Consider the following 17,631-nt stretch of genomic DNA (forward strand, 5'->3'; position numbering starts at 1 on the left):
CCCGCACGGTCTCAGGCGGTGCGCACCTCGACGAGCAGGGCCGAGTGGTCCGAGGCGCCGGTGTCGTACACCTGGCACCCGGCCCTGGGAAGTCCGGTGAACAGGTAGTCGAGCTTGTGCCCGGAGCGATGCGTCGGCCGCGCCGACCGCGCGGTGGCGGAACGCTGGTCACACTCCCGCTGCACGGTGTAGGGGCCGCGCGGCCACACCCAGGTGGACGGGTTGCCGGAGCCCGGCGGACGGACGTTCAGGTCGCCGCCGTAGACCGTGCGCCGCTCGGGCACCGCGGACACCAGCGCTTTCAGCTGGTCGTCGCGGAATTCCCAGTGCGGGTGGGCGCGATCGCTGCCCGCCGGGCTGAGATGTGCGGTGCACAGCCGGACGGCCTGCGCGGCGAGCGACGCGCACAGGATGCCTCGCCGCAGACCCACGGAAGGCTGCTGGGCCCTGACCGTGCCGACGCCGGAGAGCGGGAACGCGGAGAGGATGGCCAGCCCGGCGGCCCCCTGGTCCGGCTCGGCGCAGTGCACGGTGCTGACGCGGCCGGCCCGGTCACGCCAGGTGTAGGAGTGGAAGGCGGTGTGCCAGTCGTCGCCGAGATCCGCGCGCACCGCCTCCACGTCGGCGGCGCAGGCCTCCTGCAGGAAGACCACCTGCGCCCCCTTGGCGCGGACGAGCAGCTCCACCCGGGACTTCTTGGTGTGACGGCTGCCGGTGCCGGCGCAGCCCCACTGCCGGACCCCGCACATGTTCCAGGTCGCCACCGTGAGGGTGCGGCCCGACGCCGCGGAGGGGGTTTGGCCGACCTGCACCAGGGCCGTGGCGGTGGCGAGCCCCAGGAGTGCCGCCAGTGCGGCAAGCATGCGCCGGCCGCGTCGTCCGGGGCGCCGGGACACGGCCCGCAGGACGGTCGGAAGCATCAGGACATGATGGCTGACCTGCTGCAAAAGCGCCACAGGCCTGGCGTGTCAACCCGTTGGGGAGTGTAAGCGTAGATGTCAAAAGGATCTGCACGCCAGGTGATCAAGGGGATCGACACCTCGGGCGGTCGTCCCGTCGAGTACCGGTTCGCCCACGCCCGCAACGGCAACCGGCACCTCGTCGTCGTCTTCGCCAACATCTACGCACCCGACGACTACGGCTGGGCCACGGGAGTCTTCGACAGCCTGCGGGCGAACGTCCTGTGGATACGTGACCGGTTCGAGGGCCGGAACACCTATTACCTGTGCCACGAGATGGACTTCGGTGTCGAGCGGTCCGTGATCGGGCTCATCTCCCAGGTGATGACGTCCCTCGGGCTCACCCCGCAGGACGTGACCCTGTGGGGCAGCTCCAAGGGAGGCAGTGCGGCCCTGTACTTCGGCCTGCGCTACGGCTTCCGCAACATCGTCGCCAGCGTCCCGCAGCTGCGCATCGGGACCTTCGTGCGCGAGGTCTACCCGGACGTGGGCCGCCACATGCTGGGCGAGACCATGCCGGACGAGAACGTCGCCGCCCTGGACGCGATCCTGCCCGACCTGCTCGCCGCCGGAGCGAACCCGGACGCCCACCTGTATCTGGTGTCCTCACCGCAGGACGAGCAGTACAGCACCCAGGTCGAACCGTTCCTGGGACTGTTCGAGCGGTACCCCCACTTCAACTTCCTCTTCAGCGAGTCCCCCTTCATCACCGGTCACGGCAAGGTGACCCAGCGCAACACACCGCCGCTGCTGGGGATCGCCTATCTGCTCGTCGAGGGGATCGCTCCGCGTCTGGGCGTCACCGGCCACGGGTACGAGCAGCCCGACGCCGACCGGACCGGGATCGAGATGTTCCTCAAGTCCACGTCCGTGGTGCAGAGCTCGTTCGCCGCGCCGGTCGTCACGGCCCCGGCGGCGCACGATCTGCTGCCCGCGGGCGCCGTGCGGCTGACGGGCTGGGCCCCCGGCGCGGTCCGCGTCAGCATCTGGGAGCACGGCAAGTACCTGGCGTCCGCCCCGGTCGGCGCGGACGGCGCCTGGACCTGGGAACGGGACCAGCCGTGGAGCCCGGGCGAGCACCGGGTGCGGCTCTTCGCCGTCGACCCCGACGGCTACCAGTCCGAGCGCACCGACGTGCAGTTCACCGTGTCGGAGCACGTGCTGCCCGCGCACAGCGGCCACGAGCCGGCGCCGGCACCGCTGGTGCACGCCCCCCGCGCGCACGATCAGGTGCAGGCCGACGCGGTCGGTTTCGCCGGCGCGGCCCCCGGGGCCACTCAGGTGGGATTCCGGCTCAACGGCGTCCTGCTCGGGGCGAGCGCCGTCGGCCCCGACGGCAACTGGGTCTGGGACGCCGGCCGGATCTGGCCGCACGGCCCCTACGCGGTCGAGGTGTTCACGGTGGACGAGAGGGGAGTGGAGTCCCCGGCAGCGGTCGTGCCCTTCACCGTCATGAACACCCCGGTGGGCTCCGGCACCTCCGCCTACTGAGCGCCTGGCTCCGCCATCGCCCGTTTCCGACGCACAGCAGAGAGTGATACCGCACATGTCCACAGCACCCGCGAACGGGCGGCAGCTGCTCACCGGGATCGAGGCCTCGGGAGCCTTCCCCGTCCCGTACAGGTTCACCCACGCCAAGGGCGGCAACCGGCACCTGGTCGTGGTGTTCGCCAACTTCTCGGCCCCGGACGACTACGGATGGTCGAACGGCGTACTCGACAACGTGCGCGCCAACATTCTGTGGATCCGTGACCGGTTCGACGGAATGAACAGCTACTACCTCTGCAAGGACATGGACTTCTCGCTGGAGCAGTCCGTGGCCGCGCTCATCTTCAACGTGATGAACGCGCTCGAGCTGACCCCGCAGGACGTCACCCTGTGGGGCGGCTCCAAGGGCGGCAGCGCGGCGCTGTACTTCGGCCTGCGCTACGGCTTCCGCAACATCGTCTCGATCGTGCCGCAGTTCCTGGTCGGGTCGTACGTGCAGCGGGTGCATCCGAAGGTGGCCCGGTTCATGCTGGGCGAGACGGTACCGGAGGAGAACGTGCGGATCGTTGACGCGATCCTGCCCGACCTGGTGCGCTCGCAGGTCAACCGCACGGCGAACATCTACCTGCTGTCCTCGCCGCAGGACGAGCAGTACCCCGAGCAGGTCGAGCCCTTCCTCGACCTGTTCCACGGTTACGACAACTTCAACTTCATCTACAGCGAGTCGCCGTTCATCACCGACCACACCCAGGTCACCCGGCGCAACGTGCCCGCGCTGCTGGGCATCCTCAACCTCCTGGTCGACGGACTGCCGCCCCGACTGGGTCATGTCCGCAACGGCTACGAGGAACCCGACCGCGACCGGACGCCCATCGGCTCGTACCTCAAGGCCACCGCGGTGGTCAGGGGGGCCGAGTTCCCGCCGCCCGTCGTGACCGCGCCGGCTGCCCGCTCCGAAGTGGCGAGGAGCGCCGTACGGTTCAGCGGGTTCGCGCCCGGGGCCGTGCGCGTGAGCATCTGGGAGCACGGCAGATACCTGGGGCAGGCGGATGTGGCCCCTGACGGCACCTGGTCCTGGGAGCTGGGCCGGGCCTGGAGCAAGGGGCAGCACCCCGTCAAGGTGTACGGGATCGACCGGGTGGGCTACCAGTCGCAGCGGACCGAGGTGCAGTTCACGGCGGTCGACGGCCCGGTGCACGGCGCCTTGCCGGCCGGGTTCGCCGGGCACCCGATGGGCGACGCCCTGTCGATGGCGCCGGCCACGGCCGCGGAGGGGGGCGCTCCCGTGGTGTTCGCCCCCATGGCGCACGAGCAGCTGTTCGACGCCCGCGTCCTCTTCACCGGCTCCGCGCCGGGAGCGGTACAGGTGGGGTTCCGGGAGAACGGAGCCCTGCTCGGCGCCGCTGCCGTAGGTCCGGACGGCATGTGGTCGTGGGACAGCGGCTGGGCCTGGAGCGCCGGCACGCATGTTGTCGACGTCTTCGGCGTGGACCCCACGGGTGGCGAAACCTCGATCACCCGTATCCCCTTCACCACCGTCGCAGTGTCGACCGGGGCGGGCTCGCCCGGCTACTGAGCACCCTTCAGGGGCGATCACGGATGCCCTGGAAACGGCCTGCGGGGTGCTCACGGCACGGGCCGTGCCGGACCGCCCCGGGGATGAGACGAAGCACACGAGAGAATGAGGCGGAATGCCCGGAGCGATGTTCCGGAAGGCGGGCCGCATCTCGCGCGGTCTGGGTGTCGCCGTGCTGTGTCTGGGCGGCCTGCTGCTGCCGCAGACGTCCTCGGCCCCGGCGCAGGCCGCCGCGGAGGGCCGCATGCCGCTGGGGCCGGACGATCTCGTCATGGCGGCGGGAGAGCCGAGGACCTTGGCGGCCGGCGTCACCTATCAGACGTACACCCAGGGCAAGGCGTCGGACCAGTGGACCGTGTGGGCCCAGTCCAACGGCACCGAGACGTTCGGCAACCCGAACGCTGCGGCGGCCTTCGTGCAGCAGCTCGCCGCCGAGGGGTTCAGCGGCGCCGTCGACACCTTCACGGCCCCGCCCTCCGCCGACTCCCCCGGGGATGTGGTCGGGTACGGCGTGCGGGTCGGGCGGTTCTCCACCGACCGGAAGGCGGACGCGGACCGGCTCGCCCAGTGGGTGCGCACGGCCGGGTTCGGGGCGCGTGTCGTCTACACCGCCCAGGACGGCAAGCCGAGCACCGGCCCCTGGTCCGTGCACGTCGTGCGGGTGGCCCCCACGGCCGCGGTGACGTTCAAGGCCATGCACGGCAAGGACGTGAGCACGTCGGAGACCGTACGGGACATGGCGACGGCGAGCGGCGCGCTGGCGGCGGTGAACGGCTCGGAGTTCGACATCCACACCTTCCCCGGCTTCTCCGGCTACGAGGGCGTTCCGCAGGGCCTGTACGTCCAGAACAACGTACTGCTCGGTGGCGCCAACAACGGCCGGACCGCCCTGCTCCTGGAGGGTGCCGGAGCGCGGGCACGGATCGCCGAGGTCACCTCCACCCTCCAGGTCACCGCACCCAACGGGGACGTACGCGTCCTGGACGGCGTCAACCGGGTGCCGGGCCGCGTCCTCGGCTGCGGCGGCGTGGGCGGCGACTGGATCACCATCGACAAGAAGCCGACGCCGATGCTCGCGCCCTGGCGCAACCAGCTGTGCCTGGACGACAACGAGATCGTCATCTTCCGCCCGGAGTGGGGGAGTTCGACACCGGGGCCGTTCGCCGGCGTCACCGACAGCGTCGATGTCGTCATGAACGGCAACTGGGTCGTCCAGGAGCTCCGCTCCCCGGCCGGCGGGCCGATTCCGGCAGGCAGCCGCATTCTCCAGGGCATCGGAGAGGGCGCCGACTGGCTCCGGCGGCACGCCTCGGTGGGCGCCGTCTTCAAGCCCGGAGCGTCGATCAAGGACGCGACCGGCGCCTCGGTGACGTCTCCGACGCTCTCCGCCGTCGCGGGCGGTGGCCCCGCACTGGTCCGCGACGGCAACGTGTATCTCAACACGAAGGCCAACGGCATGACCGGCTTCGACGGCAGTCCGAACAACACATTGGTGCAGCGCCATCCGCGCAGCATGGCCGGCGTCACCGCCACCGGCGAACTGCTGCTGGTCACGGTCGACGGCCGTGACCCCGGCACGAGCGTCGGTGTGACCTGGCCGGAGGCGGCCGCGGTCATGAAGTGGCTGGGAGCCACGGAAGCGGTCGGACTGGGCAGCGGGGGCGACGCCACCATGGTGGTGGGCGGCTCCCTGGTGAACAGGCCGATGGACGACTGGGGCAAGGCCCCGGTCGAGCGGAAATTGAGCAACGCCGTGGTCGTCGTCCCCAAGTCCTGACCGCGGCGCGGGTACGCAAAAAACAGGAGGGCCCCCGCTCGACGCGGGGGCCCTCCTCAGCTGTTCGGGGTCACGCAGGGACCGACGCGAGACCCGGGGCCAGGAACTTCTTGCCGTTGACCCGCTCCGAGACGCCCTCGCGGTCCAGGTACGGCGTGATGCCGCCCAGGTGGAAGGGCCAGCCGGCGCCGGTGATCAGGCACAGGTCGATGTCCTGGGCCTCGGCGACGACGCCTTCCTCGAGCATCAGGCCGATCTCCTGCGCCACGGCGTCCAGGACGCGGGCGCGCACCTGCTCCTCCGTCAGGACGACATCGCCCTGCTTCAGCAGCGCGGCGACCTCCGGGTCCAGCTCGGGCTTGCCGCTGTCGTAGACGTAGAAGCCGCGCTTGCCCGCCTCGACGACCGCCTTCAGGTTCGGGGAGACCTTGAAGCGGTCCGGGAATGCGCCGTGCAGCGTCTCGGAGACGTGCAGGCCGATCGCCGGGCCGACCAGCTCCAGCAGCACCAGCGGGGACATCGGCAGGCCGAGCGGCTCGATCGCCTTCTCGGCGGTCTCGACCGGGGTGCCCTCGTCGATGACGTTCTGGATCTCGCCCATGAAGCGGGTCAGGATGCGGTTCACGACGAACGCCGGGGCGTCCTTGGTGAGGACCGCGGTCTTCTTCAGCTTCTTGGCCACGGCGAACGCGGTCGCGAGCGAGGCGTCGTCCGTCTGCTCGCCGCGGACGATCTCCAGCAGCGGCAGGATGGCGACCGGGTTGAAGAAGTGGAAACCGACGACCCGCTCGGGGTGCTTCAGCTTCGACGCCATCTCCGACACCGACAGCGAGGAGGTGTTGGTGGCGAGGATCGCGTGCGCCGGGGCGACCGCCTCGACCTCCGCGAACACCTTCTGCTTGACGCCCATCTCCTCGAACACGGCCTCGATGACGAAGTCCGCGTCCGCGAAGCCCTCGGCCTTGTCCAGGACACCGGTCACCAGCGCCTTGAGGCGGTTGGCCTTGTCCTGGTTGATGCGGCCCTTGCCGAGCAGCTTGTCGATCTCGGCGTGGACGTAGCCCACACCCTTGTCGACGCGCTCCTGGTCGATGTCCGTGAGGACGACCGGGACCTCCAGGCGGCGCAGGAACAGCAGCGCGAGCTGCGAGGCCATCAGGCCCGCGCCCACCACGCCGACCTTCGTCACCGGGCGGGCCAGCGACTTGTCCGGCGCGCCGGCCGGGCGCTTGCCGCGCTTCTGCACCAGGTTGAAGGCGTAGATGCCGGAGCGCAGTTCACCGCCCATGATCAGGTCGGCGAGCGCCTGGTCCTCGGCGTCGTATCCCTGCTCCAGGTCGCCGTTCTTGGCGGCGGCGATGATGTCCAGGGCGCGGTAGGCGGCCGGGGCCGCGCCGTGCACCTTGGAGTCGGCGATGAACCGGCCCTTGGCGACGGCCTGGTCCCAGCCCTCACCGCGGTCGATGGCCGGACGCTCGACGACGATCTCGCCCTTGAGGACGGCCGCCGTCCAGATCAGCGACTGCTCCAGGAAGTCCGCGCCCTCGAACAGCGCGTCCGCGATGCCGAGTTCGTAGACCTGCTTGCCCTTGAGCTGCTTGTTCTGGTTGAGGCTGTTCTCGATGATGACCGTGACGGCCTTCTCGGCGCCGATCAGGTTCGGCAGCAGCGTGCAGCCGCCCCAGCCCGGGACCAGGCCGAGGAAGACCTCGGGCAGCGAGAACGCCGGCAGCGCCGCGGACACCGTGCGGTAGGTGCAGTGCAGGCCGACCTCGACTCCGCCGCCCATGGCCGCGCCGTTGTAGTACGCGAAGGTCGGGACCGCGAGGCCCGCGAGGCGCTTGAAGACGTCGTGGCCGCCCTTGCCGATGGCGAGCGCGTCCTTGTGCTCCTTCAGCAGCTCGACGCCCTTGAGGTCGGCGCCGACGGCGAAGATGAACGGCTTGCCGGTGATGCCGACGCCGACGATGGCGCCCTCGGCCGCTTCCTTCTCGACCTGGTCGATGGCGGTGTTCAGGTTCGCCAGCGACTGGGGGCCGAAAGTGGTCGGCTTGGTGTGGTCGTGACCGTTGTCCAGGGTGATGAGCGCGAAGCGCCCGGCGCCCAGCGGCAGGTCGAAGTGGCGTACGTGCGCCTGCGTGACGACCTCGTCCGGGAACAGCTCGGCCGCGCCCTTCAGCAGTTCAGCGGTGGTGCTCACTTGTCGCCTCCGTCGAAGTGCGGGTTCTCCCAGATGACCGTCGCGCCCATGCCGAAGCCGACGCACATGGTGGTCAGGCCGTAGCGGACGTGCGGCTGCTCCTCGAACTGGCGGGCCAGCTGCGTCATCAGACGGACGCCGGAGGAGGCCAGCGGGTGGCCGAACGCGATGGCGCCGCCGTACTGGTTGACGCGGGCGTCGTCGTCGGCGATGCCGTAGTGCTCGAGGAAGGCCAGCACCTGCACGGCGAAGGCCTCGTTGATCTCGAACAGGCCGATGTCCGAGATGGACAGGCCCGCCTTGGCGAGGGCCTTCTCGGTGGCCGGGATCGGGCCGTAGCCCATGACCTCCGGCTCCACGCCCGCGAAGGCGTAGGAGACCAGGCGCATCTTGACCGGCAGGCCGTGCTCGCGGGCGAACTCCTCGCTCGCGATGACCGACGCGGTGGCACCGTCGTTCAGACCGGCCGCGTTGCCCGCGGTGACCCGGCCGTGCACCCGGAACGGCGTCTTCAGGCCCGCGAGGCTCTCCAGCGTGGTACCCGGGCGCATCGGCTCGTCGGCGGTGACCAGGCCCCAGCCCGTCTCGCCGCCCTCGGGGCTGGTGCGGCGCACCGAGATCGGCACCAGGTCGGCCTGGATCTTGCCGTTGGCGTACGCCTTGGCGGCCTTCTCCTGCGAGCGCACCGCGTACTCGTCGGCACGCAGCTTGGTGATCGAGGGGTAGCGGTCGTGCAGGTTCTCCGCGGTCATGCCCATGAACAGGGCGGACTCGTCGACCAGCTTCTCGCTCACGAAGCGCGGGTTCGGGTCCACGCCCTCGCCCATCGGGTGGCGGCCCATGTGCTCGACACCGCCGGCGATGGCGACGTCGTACGCGCCGAAGGCCACGGAGCCGGCGACCGAGGTGACGGCCGTCAGGGCACCGGCACACATGCGGTCGATGGAGTAACCGGGCACGGACTGCGGCAGGCCCGCGAGGATGCCGGCCGTGCGGCCGAGGGTCAGGCCCTGGTCACCGATCTGCGTCGTCGCGGCGATGGCGACCTCGTCGATCGTCTTCGGGTCCAGGCCGGGGTTGCGGCGCAGCAGCTCCCGGATCGCCTTCACGACGAGGTCGTCGGCACGGGTCTCGTGGTAGATGCCCTTCGGGCCCGCCTTGCCGAACGGGGTGCGGACGCCGTCGACGAAGACGACGTCCCTGACGGTACGAGGCACGATGGCTCTCCTCCAGGGTGCGGGGTGGCACTGCTGCGGCACGCATGCACTGAGCGCGCGCTCAGCCCCATGCTACTTATGAGTAACGTAGCTGCCCAGTCCCCACGACCGGAGCGGCGAAGGTCACACCGGGATCGTGTGCGGGACACGGGATCTTGGCGAGATCCGAACGGCTCCCGCTGGGCGATTGACGGCTCCCCTGCTGCGATCCGGACGGCTCCCTCTGTGCGTGCCGGGCACCGGCGTCCCCGAAAGGGGCGCGGGGAACCGCGCGAGCAACCGGAACGCACCGGCACCCGCCCTACGACCCCCACGCCCCACGCCCCGCGCCTAGCCGCCTACGCGCCTACGCGGACAAGGCCTCCACCAGCACCGGCGTCACGAGCTCGATCTGCCAGGCCCGCGCCCCGCGTCCGGCGAGGGCGGCCTCGACGGACGCCGTGTCGGCCGGTTTCGGCGGCTCCCAGCAGACCCGTCGCACGGTGTCCGGCGTGATCAGGTTCTCCTGCGGCAGGTTCAGCCGCTCGGCCAGCGCCGAGATCCCGGCCTTCGCGGCGGACAGCCGCGCCGCGGCCGCCGGGTCCTTCTCCGCCCACGCCCGCGGCGGCGGCGGACCGGTCACGGGCTGCCCCTGCTGCGGCAGCTCCGCCTCCGGCAGCGCCTTGGCACGGTCGACGGCCGCCTGCCACTGCTCGAGCTGGCGCCGCCCCACGCGGTGCCCGAAGCCGCCGAGCGCGGCGAGCGCGTGCACATGGGACGGCAGGGCCAGTGCCGCCTCCACGATGGCCGCGTCGGACAGCACCTTGCCGGGCGAGACGTCACGGCGCTGCGCGATCCGGTCCCGGGTCTGCCACAGCTCGCGCACCACGGCCAGCTGCCGGCGGCGGCGGACCTTGTGCATGCCGGACGTGCGCCGCCAGGGGTCCTTGCGCGGTTCGGCCGGCGGGGCGGAGGCGATCGCGTCGAACTCCTGGCGGGCCCACTCCAGCTTGCCCTGCCGCTCCAGCTCCTTCTCCAGCGCGTCGCGCAGGTCGACCAGCAGCTCGACGTCGAGGGCGGCGTAGCGCAGCCAGGGCTCGGGCAGCGGGCGGGTGGACCAGTCGACGGCGGAGTGGCCCTTCTCCAGGCTGAAGCCGAGGACGGTCTCGACCATCGCGCCGAGACCGACGCGCGGGAAGCCGGCGAGCCGGCCGGCCAGCTCGGTGTCGAACAGGCTGGTCGGCACCATGCCTATCTCGCGCAGGCACGGCAGGTCCTGGGTGGCGGCGTGCAGCACCCACTCGGTGCCGGCCAGCACCGCACCCAGCTCCGACAGGTCGCCGCAGGCGACGGGGTCGATCAGGGCCGTCCCCGCGCCCTCGCGGCGCAGCTGCACGAGGTAGGCGCGCTGGCCGTAGCGGTAGCCGGAGGCGCGCTCGGCGTCGACGGCGACCGGTCCGGAGCCGGCCGCGAAGGCGGCGACCACCTCGGCCAGCGCCGCCTGGTCCGCGACGACGGGCGGAATGCCCTCGCGGGGCTCCAGCAACGGGATCGGCGCCTCCGTAGCAGAAGATCCGCCGTCGTCCGGAGGGGCGCCTCCGGTGGTTCGCAGTGAAGTGTCTGCTGCGGTGTCGTGGGCGTCGGTCACGTGTCAAGGGTATCCATGCATGGACGGCGCCCGTCGACGGAACGTTCCGTCGACGGGCGCCGAAGGGTCGTAAACCGGTCAGCCGGCTGTCATGCCGGGTTCACGATCCGCTGGGGGCGTGGGCCGGGAGCGGGGAGCGGTCCCGTTCACGCCGGTGAACGATCGGTGCGGCGGGGGAGGGGGATCGGTGCGGCGGGAGCGGTGCACGATCGGCGGGGCCGGTCAGTGGATGATGCCGGTGCGCAGGGCCACGGCGACCATCCCGGCGCGGTCGCCCGTGCCCAGCTTGCGGGCGATGCGGGCGAGGTGGCTCTTGACGGTCAGCGCGGACAGGCCCATGGAGACGCCGATGGCCTTGTTCGACTGGCCCTCCGCCACCAGCCGCAGCACCTCCACCTCGCGGCCGGACAGCTCGCGGTAGCCGCCCGGGTGGCTCGGGGCACCCGGGGGGCGGCGGTGGAGGCGGGCGGCGGCCGCGCCGATCGGGGCGGCACCGGGCCGGGTGGGGAGCCCGACGGCGGTGCGGGTGCCGGTGACGACGTAGCCCTTGACGCCGCCCGCGAGGGCGTTGCGCACGGCGCCGATGTCGTCGGCGGCGGAGAGGGCGAGTCCGTTGGGCCAGCCGGCCGCTCGGGTCTCGGACAGCAGGGTGAGGCCGGAGCCGTCCGGCAGGTGGACGTCGGCGACGCAGATGTCTCTGGGGTTGCCGACTCGGGGGCGGGCCTCGGCGATGGACGAGGCTTCGATGACGTCGCGGACGCCGAGCGCCCACAGGTGGCGGGTGACGGTGGAGCGCACGCGCGGGTCGGCGACGACGACCATGGCGGTGGGTTTGTTCGGACGGTAGGCGACCAGGCTTGAGGGCTGCTCGAGGAGAACGGACACCAGGCCTCCTGAGGGGCGGGACGGCTTTCAAGGTCACAGTCGTCTTCGGCAGCGAAGCCCGGGCCCTTTAGAGAAAGATCACGATTTAGTGAGTAACAATCTGTGCAATTCGGACATGCGGTCGATCGTTCGGTGCACGAATCGGTTCGTTCGAGTGGCGCTCGTGACTGAAAGTGGCCGTATCGACAAAGTGACGGTCAAGCGGCCGCCACAAACCCGTTCCGTGGGTGAACCGGAGAGAGGCCGGAGTGCCGTCGGCCCGTGGCTGAACCGCAAAGAGGCCGGCGTGCCGGCGGGGGAGAGCGGACTCGCTAGCGCGACTGCGGCCCCCGCCGCTGCGGCAGCGTGACCACCGACGCGTCGCCGGGACCGGCCGGCGGCAGACCCCCGACCTGGGCCAGCAGATCGCACCAGGCGGCCAGATGCGCCGCCGTGTCCGGCACCCCGCCGAGCCCCTCGCGGGGCGTCCAGGACGCGCGGATCTCGATCTGCGAGGCGGGCGGACGGCTCGACAGCCCCCCGAAGTAGTGGGAGCCCGCCCGGGTGACGGTGCCGCTCGGCTCGCCGTACGCCAGCCCGCGCGCCGCCAGCGCCCCGGTCAGCCAGGACCAGCACACCTCGGGCAGCAGCGGATCGGCGGCCATCTCCGCCTCCAGCTCCGCCCGCACCAGCGTCACCAGCCGGAACGTGCCGCGCCAGGCGTCGTGCCCGGCCGGATCGTGCAGCAGCACCAGCCGCCCGTCGGCCAGGTCCTGCTCGCCGTCGACCACCGCGGCCTCCAGCGCGTACGCGAACGGCGCGAGCCGCTGCGGGGCAGGGGTCGGCTCGATCTCCACCTGGGGGCGCAGCCGCGCCGTGCGCAGCGCGTCGACGGCGGCCCGGAAGGGCAGCGGAACCGCCGGCCCCCCTCGTGCCTCCCCCGTGTCCCTCGCGTCGTCCATTCCGTCAGCGCCGTCCGACAGTCGTCCCTGAGCCGCAGCCATGCGGGGAAGAGTAAGGGGAAGCGGGCCCTCGCGCAGGGCAAGACACCCCCCGTCGGCCGACCCGGTTGCCGGGCGGGTGCGGGCGGCGGGCCATGTGCGCCATGCGAGACTTGCCGTCGTGAGTGCCAACGGAAGCCCCTCGGGCAAGCAGCCGACAGCGACGTACGACAGCGCCTTCCTGAAGGCGTGCAGGCGCGAGCCCGTGCCGCACACGCCGGTGTGGTTCATGCGGCAGGCCGGGCGCTCCCTGCCGGAGTACCGCAAGGTGCGCGAGGGCGTCGGCATGCTCGACTCCTGCATGCGGCCCGACCTGGTCACCGAGATCACCCTGCAGCCGGTGCGCCGGCACGGCGTGGATGCCGCGATCTACTTCAGCGACATCGTCGTACCGCTGAAGGCCATCGGCGTCGACCTCGACATCAAGCCCGGCGTCGGCCCGGTCGTGCAGCAGCCGATCCGCACCCGCGCCGACCTCGCGCAGCTGCGCGACCTCACCCCCGAGGACGTCCCCTACATCACCGAGGCGATCGGGATGCTCACCGCGGAGCTCGGCGCCACCCCGCTGATCGGTTTCGCGGGCGCCCCGTTCACCCTCGCGAGCTACCTCGTCGAGGGCGGTCCGTCGCGCACGTACGAGAACGCCAAGGCGATGATGTACGGCGACCCCGAGCTGTGGGCCGACCTGCTGGACCGGCTCGCGGAGATCACGTCCGCCTTCCTGAAGGTGCAGATCGAGGCCGGCGCCTCCGCCGTGCAGCTCTTCGACTCCTGGGCCGGCGCCCTCGCCCCCGTGGACTACCGCCGCTCGGTGCTGCCCGCCTCCGCCAAGGTCTTCGACGCCGTCGCGTCCTACGGCGTGCCGCGCATCCACTTCGGCGTCGGCACCGGTGAGCTGCTCGGCCTGATGGGCGAGGCCGGCGCGGACGTCGTCGGCGTCGACTGGCGCGTCCCGCTCGACGAGGCCGCCCGCCGTGTCGGCCCCGGCAAGGCGCTCCAGGGCAACCTCGACCCGACGGTCCTGTTCGCCTCGCAGTCCGCCGTCGAGGCCAAGACCCGCGAGGTGCTGGAGGCGGCCGCCTCCCTCGAGGGCCACGTGTTCAATCTCGGTCACGGCGTCATGCCGTCCACCGACCCCGACGCCCTGACCCGGCTCGTGGAGTACGTCCACACGCACACCGCCCGCTGACGGGCGCTCACCACGTCTGACGGGGCCGCGCGTTCCTGCCGAAGAGCAGGCCGCGCGGCTCCGGTGGTGGTGGGGTGCCCGGGCGCAGCGGCAGGGCGATGAGCATGCCCGCGATGAAGCCGACGACATGCGCCGCGTACGCCACGGTGCCGGCCGCCGAGACGCCCTCGCCGGCGGAGTACACCGCCTGGAGCACGAACCAGAAGCCCAGCACCAGCCAGGCGGGCAGCCTGAGCGGCAGGAAGATCAGGAAGGGTACGAGGACCCACACCCTGGCCTTCGGATACAGCACCAGATACGCCCCGAGCACTCCGGCGATCGCCCCGGACGCGCCGATCAGCGGTTCCCCGGAGCCGGAGTTGAGCAGGGCGAAGCCGTAGCCGGCCGCGTAGCCGCATACCACGTAGAAGAGCGCGAAGCGCACGTGTCCCATGCGGTCCTCGACGTTGTTGCCGAAGATCAGCAGGAACAGCATGTTGCCCAGCAGGTGCAGCCAGCTGCCGTGCAGGAACATCGCCGTGAACACGCTCAGCACGGGCGACTTGCCGTAGGCCGGAGGAGCGATCACACAGCCCGGACCGTGCGGGCCGATGCCCACCTCCCCGGTGGGCACCAGCTGCGGCATCCGGTGGTGGATCAGCTCGCGGGGCACGGCCGCCCAGTGATCCAGGAACGCGTGCAGATGGCACAGCTGTGCCTGGCTGCTCTCGCCCGCCACCGACCCGGCGAGGCCGGGGGTGAACAGGAACACGAGGACGTTGGCGGCGATCAGCGCGTATGTCACCCAGGGGGTGCGGCGCACGGGGTTCACGTCATGGACGGGGATGACCACGTGACACTACTGCCCGCCCAGCGGCGGGCGAATCGGTGAACGTGCGCGGTGCGTCCCGCGTATGTCTGCTCAACCGCCCGCGGCGCGGGGAAGGCACGCCGCGGGGCCGACGAGGGGACACACAGATGAACGACCGAGTCACTCCCGCGATGCACGCGCTGCCCGACGGCGAGGCGGAACTGGCCGTGGTGCTCCGGCTGCCCTGGGAGGACGTCGCCCGGCTGGGCCAGGAGGCGGGGCGGCTGGCGGCCCAGGCGCAGCGGCCGGTGACCCTGGACGAGGCGGTGAGCCACCGGCTGCGCTCCCGGCCGGTCGCCGCGCACGCCAAGCCGGCCGGGGAACAGCCGGCCGCGGCGGTGTCGGCGCTGCCGAGGATCAGCGGGACGGCGTAGCGCACCGCGCCGAAGACGTGGGACGGCGGTCCGGATGGGGCCGGACGGACGGCGGGCGGCCGGGGGCGGTGGGACGGCGGTCCGGCCGCGATCAGTCGGCCGACGGGCCGGAGCGCACCTTCGCCGCCGCCTTGCGCGCCGCCACCAGCACCGGGTCCCAGACCGGGGAGAACGGCGGCGCGTAACCGAGGTCCAGCGCCGTCATCTGCTCCACCGTCAGCCCGGCCGTGAGGGCCACCGCCGCGATGTCCACCCGCTTGGCGGCGCCCTCGCGGCCGACGATCTGCACCCCCAGGAGACGGCCGGTGCGGCGCTCGGCGAGCATCTTCACCGTCATGGGGGAGGCGCCGGGGTAGTAGCCCGCACGGCTCGTCGACTCGATCGTCACCGTCTCGAACTGCAGGCCGGCCCTGCGGGCGTCCTTCTCCCGCAGCCCGGTCCGCGCGATCTCCAGATCGCACACCTTGCTGACCGCCGTGCCGACCACCCCGGGGAACGTGGCGTACCCGCCGCCCACATTGGTGCCGATGACCTGCCCGTGCTTGTTGGCGTGCGTGCCGAGCGCGATGTGCCGCTCCTGCCCCGAGACCAGGTCGAGCACCTCGACGCAGTCGCCGCCGGCCCAGATGTCCTCGTGCCCGCGCACCCGCATCGACAGATCGGTCAGCAGCCCCCCGTGCCGGCCCAGCGGCAGGCCCGCCGCACGCGCCAGCGTCGTCTCGGGGCGCACACCGATGCCGAGCACCACCACGTCCGCCGGGAACTCCTCGGCCCCGGTGGCCACCGCGCGCACCCGGCCGTCGTCCCCGGTGAGCACCTTGGCGACCTCGGCGTCGTCGACCATGGTGATGCCCAGGCCCACCATCGCCTCGTGCACCAGCCGGCCCATGTCCGCATCGAGCGTCGACATCGGCTCACTGCCCCGGTTGACGACGGTCACCTCGTAGCCGCGGTTGATCAGCGCCTCGGCCATCTCCACGCCGATGTACCCGGCGCCGACCACCACCGCGCGCCGCCCACGCGTGCGTGCCAGCGTGTCGAGCAGCGCCTGCCCGTCGTCGAGGGTCTGCACACCGTGCACCCCCGGCGCGTCCATCCCCGGCATCTCCGGCCGGATCGGTCGCGCCCCGGTCGCGATCACCAGCTTGTCGTACGACGTCCACGACTCGGCCCCCGAGTCCACGTCACGCGCGCGTACCCGCCGCCCCGCCACGTCGATCTCCACGACCTCGGTGCGCATGCGCAGATCGATGCCGCGCGCCCGGTGCTCCTCGGGGGAGCGGGCGATCAGTTCGTCGGGCTCGGCCACGTCACCGCCGACCCAGTACGGGATGCCGCACGCCGAGTAGGAAGTGAAGTGACCGCGTTCGAACGCCACGATCTCCAGCTCGTCCGGCCCCTTGAGCCGGCGGGCCTGCGACGCCGCGGACATCCCCGCGGCGTCGCCGCCGATCACCACCAGTCGTTCTCGCGCACCGCGTGCCGCATCCGTCATGGTCATGCGAACACGCTAGACGCACACGGCATTTCAGTCCTGCCCACGGCTCCTCAGCCGGGGCCGCACCAGCCGCAGCCAGGCCGCAAGGAGCAGCGCCGCCACCGCGAGGAAGGGCAGCGCCGCGCCCAGCGCCACGGCGATCCAGCGCAGCATCGTCACGAACGCGCCCCAGCCGCCGGCCAGCGCGTCCACGAAGCCGGGAGAGTCGTCGTCCCGCGCAGCCGTCGATACGGGCTTCCCGTGCAGCGACAGCGTGATTGTCACGAGGCTCGTGCGGTCCTTCAGCGACGCCTGCCGGGCCAGCAGCGCCTCCAGATCGGCCTGCCGGCGGCTCAGCTCGCCCTCCAGTTCCACCACGTCGCTGAGCTTCGTCGCCCGGTCCATCAGCTCCCGCACCCGCGCCACGCTGGCCCGCTGCGACCTGATCCGGCTCTCCACGTCGACGACCTGGTCGGTGACGTCCTGCGCCTTGGACTGGCGTTCCATCAGCCGGCCCGCGCCCTGCAGCGCGGTGAGCACCGTGTCGTACTTCTCCACGGGCACGCGCAGCACCACGCGCGTCTGCTCGCCCCCGTCCTCGTCCCGGGTCGTCGTCTCGTCGCCGACGTAACCGCCCGCGTTCTCGGTAACGGCCCGCGCGCCGTCCAGGGCCCTGGGCACGTCCTTGACCTGCACGGTCAGGGTCGCCGTGCGGATGATCCGGTCCGCGGCGGGCAGCGGCGGCGGGCCGGCCTTGCGGGCCTCGTCCCCGGCCTTCCGGGCGTCCCCAGCGGCGCCGTCCGCGGCCTGCGCCGAACCGGCCGCCGCGCCCTCCGGTCCGGCGGCGGGAGCGGCGGCGGTGTCGCTCTTCGCGCCGCCCGAGTCACCGGCGGCGCCGCACCCCGTCAGGGCGAGGGCGGCGGCCAGCAGCAGCCCGGTCAGAACGGGCACGGGCCGTCGTACGAAGTGTGGTGAGCGCATCAGGGTCGAACCCCCCGGGTCGGAAACGGAACGCTCCTTCGACGCCCGGGC

Annotated in this window: 14 protein-coding genes; 5 read left to right on the forward strand and 9 right to left on the reverse strand. The window is 72.0% G+C overall.

Annotated elements, in window-relative coordinates; translation table 11 throughout:
* Nucleotides 1–11: 11 nt before the first annotated feature.
* Nucleotides 12–920 (reverse strand): endonuclease/exonuclease/phosphatase family protein, encoded by a 909-nt coding sequence (locus ACZ64A_RS00945; protein WP_469807335.1) that lies wholly within the window; start codon nucleotides 918–920, stop codon nucleotides 12–14.
* Nucleotides 921–1,019: 99 nt separating this feature from the next.
* Between ACZ64A_RS00945 and ACZ64A_RS00950 the strand changes: the two genes are divergently transcribed.
* The 3 genes from ACZ64A_RS00950 to ACZ64A_RS00960 all read left to right on the forward strand — a co-directional run bounded on the left by ACZ64A_RS00950 (nucleotide 1,020) and on the right by ACZ64A_RS00960 (nucleotide 5,800).
* Nucleotides 1,020–2,450 carry a hypothetical protein gene (locus tag ACZ64A_RS00950; RefSeq protein WP_469807337.1) on the forward strand — a complete coding sequence of 477 codons (1,431 nt, stop codon included), beginning with the start codon at nucleotides 1,020–1,022 and terminating at the stop codon, nucleotides 2,448–2,450.
* A 55-nt stretch (nucleotides 2,451–2,505) separates the two neighbouring features.
* Nucleotides 2,506–4,023 (forward strand): hypothetical protein, encoded by a 1,518-nt coding sequence (locus ACZ64A_RS00955; RefSeq protein WP_469807338.1) that lies wholly within the window; start codon nucleotides 2,506–2,508, stop codon nucleotides 4,021–4,023.
* A 115-nt stretch (nucleotides 4,024–4,138) separates the two neighbouring features.
* Complete coding sequence (locus tag ACZ64A_RS00960; RefSeq protein WP_469807340.1) at nucleotides 4,139–5,800, forward strand: phosphodiester glycosidase family protein; 1,662 nt, start codon at nucleotides 4,139–4,141, stop codon at nucleotides 5,798–5,800.
* Between the two features lie 70 nt (nucleotides 5,801–5,870).
* Here ACZ64A_RS00960 and ACZ64A_RS00965 read toward each other — a convergent pair whose 3' ends face one another.
* The 5 genes from ACZ64A_RS00965 to ACZ64A_RS00985 all read right to left on the reverse strand — a co-directional run bounded on the left by ACZ64A_RS00965 (nucleotide 5,871) and on the right by ACZ64A_RS00985 (nucleotide 12,712).
* Nucleotides 5,871–8,000, reverse strand: a complete 2,130-nt coding sequence (locus ACZ64A_RS00965) for a 3-hydroxyacyl-CoA dehydrogenase NAD-binding domain-containing protein (protein WP_469807342.1) — start codon at nucleotides 7,998–8,000, stop codon at nucleotides 5,871–5,873.
* Complete coding sequence (locus ACZ64A_RS00970; RefSeq protein ID WP_469807343.1) at nucleotides 7,997–9,217, reverse strand: thiolase family protein; 1,221 nt, start codon at nucleotides 9,215–9,217, stop codon at nucleotides 7,997–7,999. The genes ACZ64A_RS00965 and ACZ64A_RS00970 overlap by 4 nt, the downstream gene beginning before the upstream one ends.
* A 346-nt stretch (nucleotides 9,218–9,563) precedes the next feature.
* Nucleotides 9,564–10,844, reverse strand: coding sequence for a ribonuclease D (locus ACZ64A_RS00975; protein ID WP_469807345.1), 1,281 nt, complete (start codon nucleotides 10,842–10,844; stop codon nucleotides 9,564–9,566).
* Between the two features lie 222 nt (nucleotides 10,845–11,066).
* Complete coding sequence (locus ACZ64A_RS00980) at nucleotides 11,067–11,729, reverse strand: helix-turn-helix transcriptional regulator (protein WP_361624703.1); 663 nt, start codon at nucleotides 11,727–11,729, stop codon at nucleotides 11,067–11,069.
* Nucleotides 11,730–12,040: 311 nt separating this feature from the next.
* A complete protein-coding gene (locus ACZ64A_RS00985; RefSeq protein ID WP_469807348.1) occupies nucleotides 12,041–12,712 on the reverse strand; it encodes a DUF3000 domain-containing protein in 672 nt (223 codons plus the stop codon).
* A gap of 118 nt (nucleotides 12,713–12,830) precedes the next feature.
* On the opposite strand from ACZ64A_RS00985, the gene hemE reads away from it, so the two are divergent.
* Complete coding sequence (gene hemE, locus ACZ64A_RS00990; protein ID WP_469807349.1) at nucleotides 12,831–13,898, forward strand: uroporphyrinogen decarboxylase; 1,068 nt, start codon at nucleotides 12,831–12,833, stop codon at nucleotides 13,896–13,898.
* Between the two features lie 7 nt (nucleotides 13,899–13,905).
* On the opposite strand, the gene ACZ64A_RS00995 is transcribed toward hemE, so the two are convergent.
* Nucleotides 13,906–14,730 (reverse strand): rhomboid family intramembrane serine protease, encoded by an 825-nt coding sequence (locus tag ACZ64A_RS00995; RefSeq protein WP_469807350.1) that lies wholly within the window; start codon nucleotides 14,728–14,730, stop codon nucleotides 13,906–13,908.
* A 125-nt stretch (nucleotides 14,731–14,855) separates the two neighbouring features.
* On the opposite strand from ACZ64A_RS00995, the gene ACZ64A_RS01000 reads away from it, so the two are divergent.
* Nucleotides 14,856–15,122, forward strand: a complete 267-nt coding sequence (locus tag ACZ64A_RS01000) for a hypothetical protein (RefSeq protein WP_469807351.1) — start codon at nucleotides 14,856–14,858, stop codon at nucleotides 15,120–15,122.
* A gap of 91 nt (nucleotides 15,123–15,213) precedes the next feature.
* Here the strand turns inward: ACZ64A_RS01000 and ACZ64A_RS01005 are convergent, their stop codons facing one another.
* Together ACZ64A_RS01005 and ACZ64A_RS01010 are read right to left on the reverse strand one after the other, a co-directional pair.
* The gene (locus ACZ64A_RS01005) at nucleotides 15,214–16,617 is read right to left on the reverse strand and encodes an FAD-dependent oxidoreductase (RefSeq protein ID WP_469809018.1); all 1,404 of its coding nucleotides are present in this window, start codon (nucleotides 16,615–16,617) and stop codon (nucleotides 15,214–15,216) included.
* A 33-nt stretch (nucleotides 16,618–16,650) separates the two neighbouring features.
* Nucleotides 16,651–17,580: a DUF4349 domain-containing protein gene (locus ACZ64A_RS01010; RefSeq protein WP_469807352.1), complete on the reverse strand. Its 930-nt coding sequence runs from the start codon at nucleotides 17,578–17,580 to the stop codon at nucleotides 16,651–16,653.
* Between the last annotated feature and the right edge of the window lie 51 nt (nucleotides 17,581–17,631).

The sequence above is a fragment of the Streptomyces sp. NPDC104814 genome (assembly GCF_055583185.1).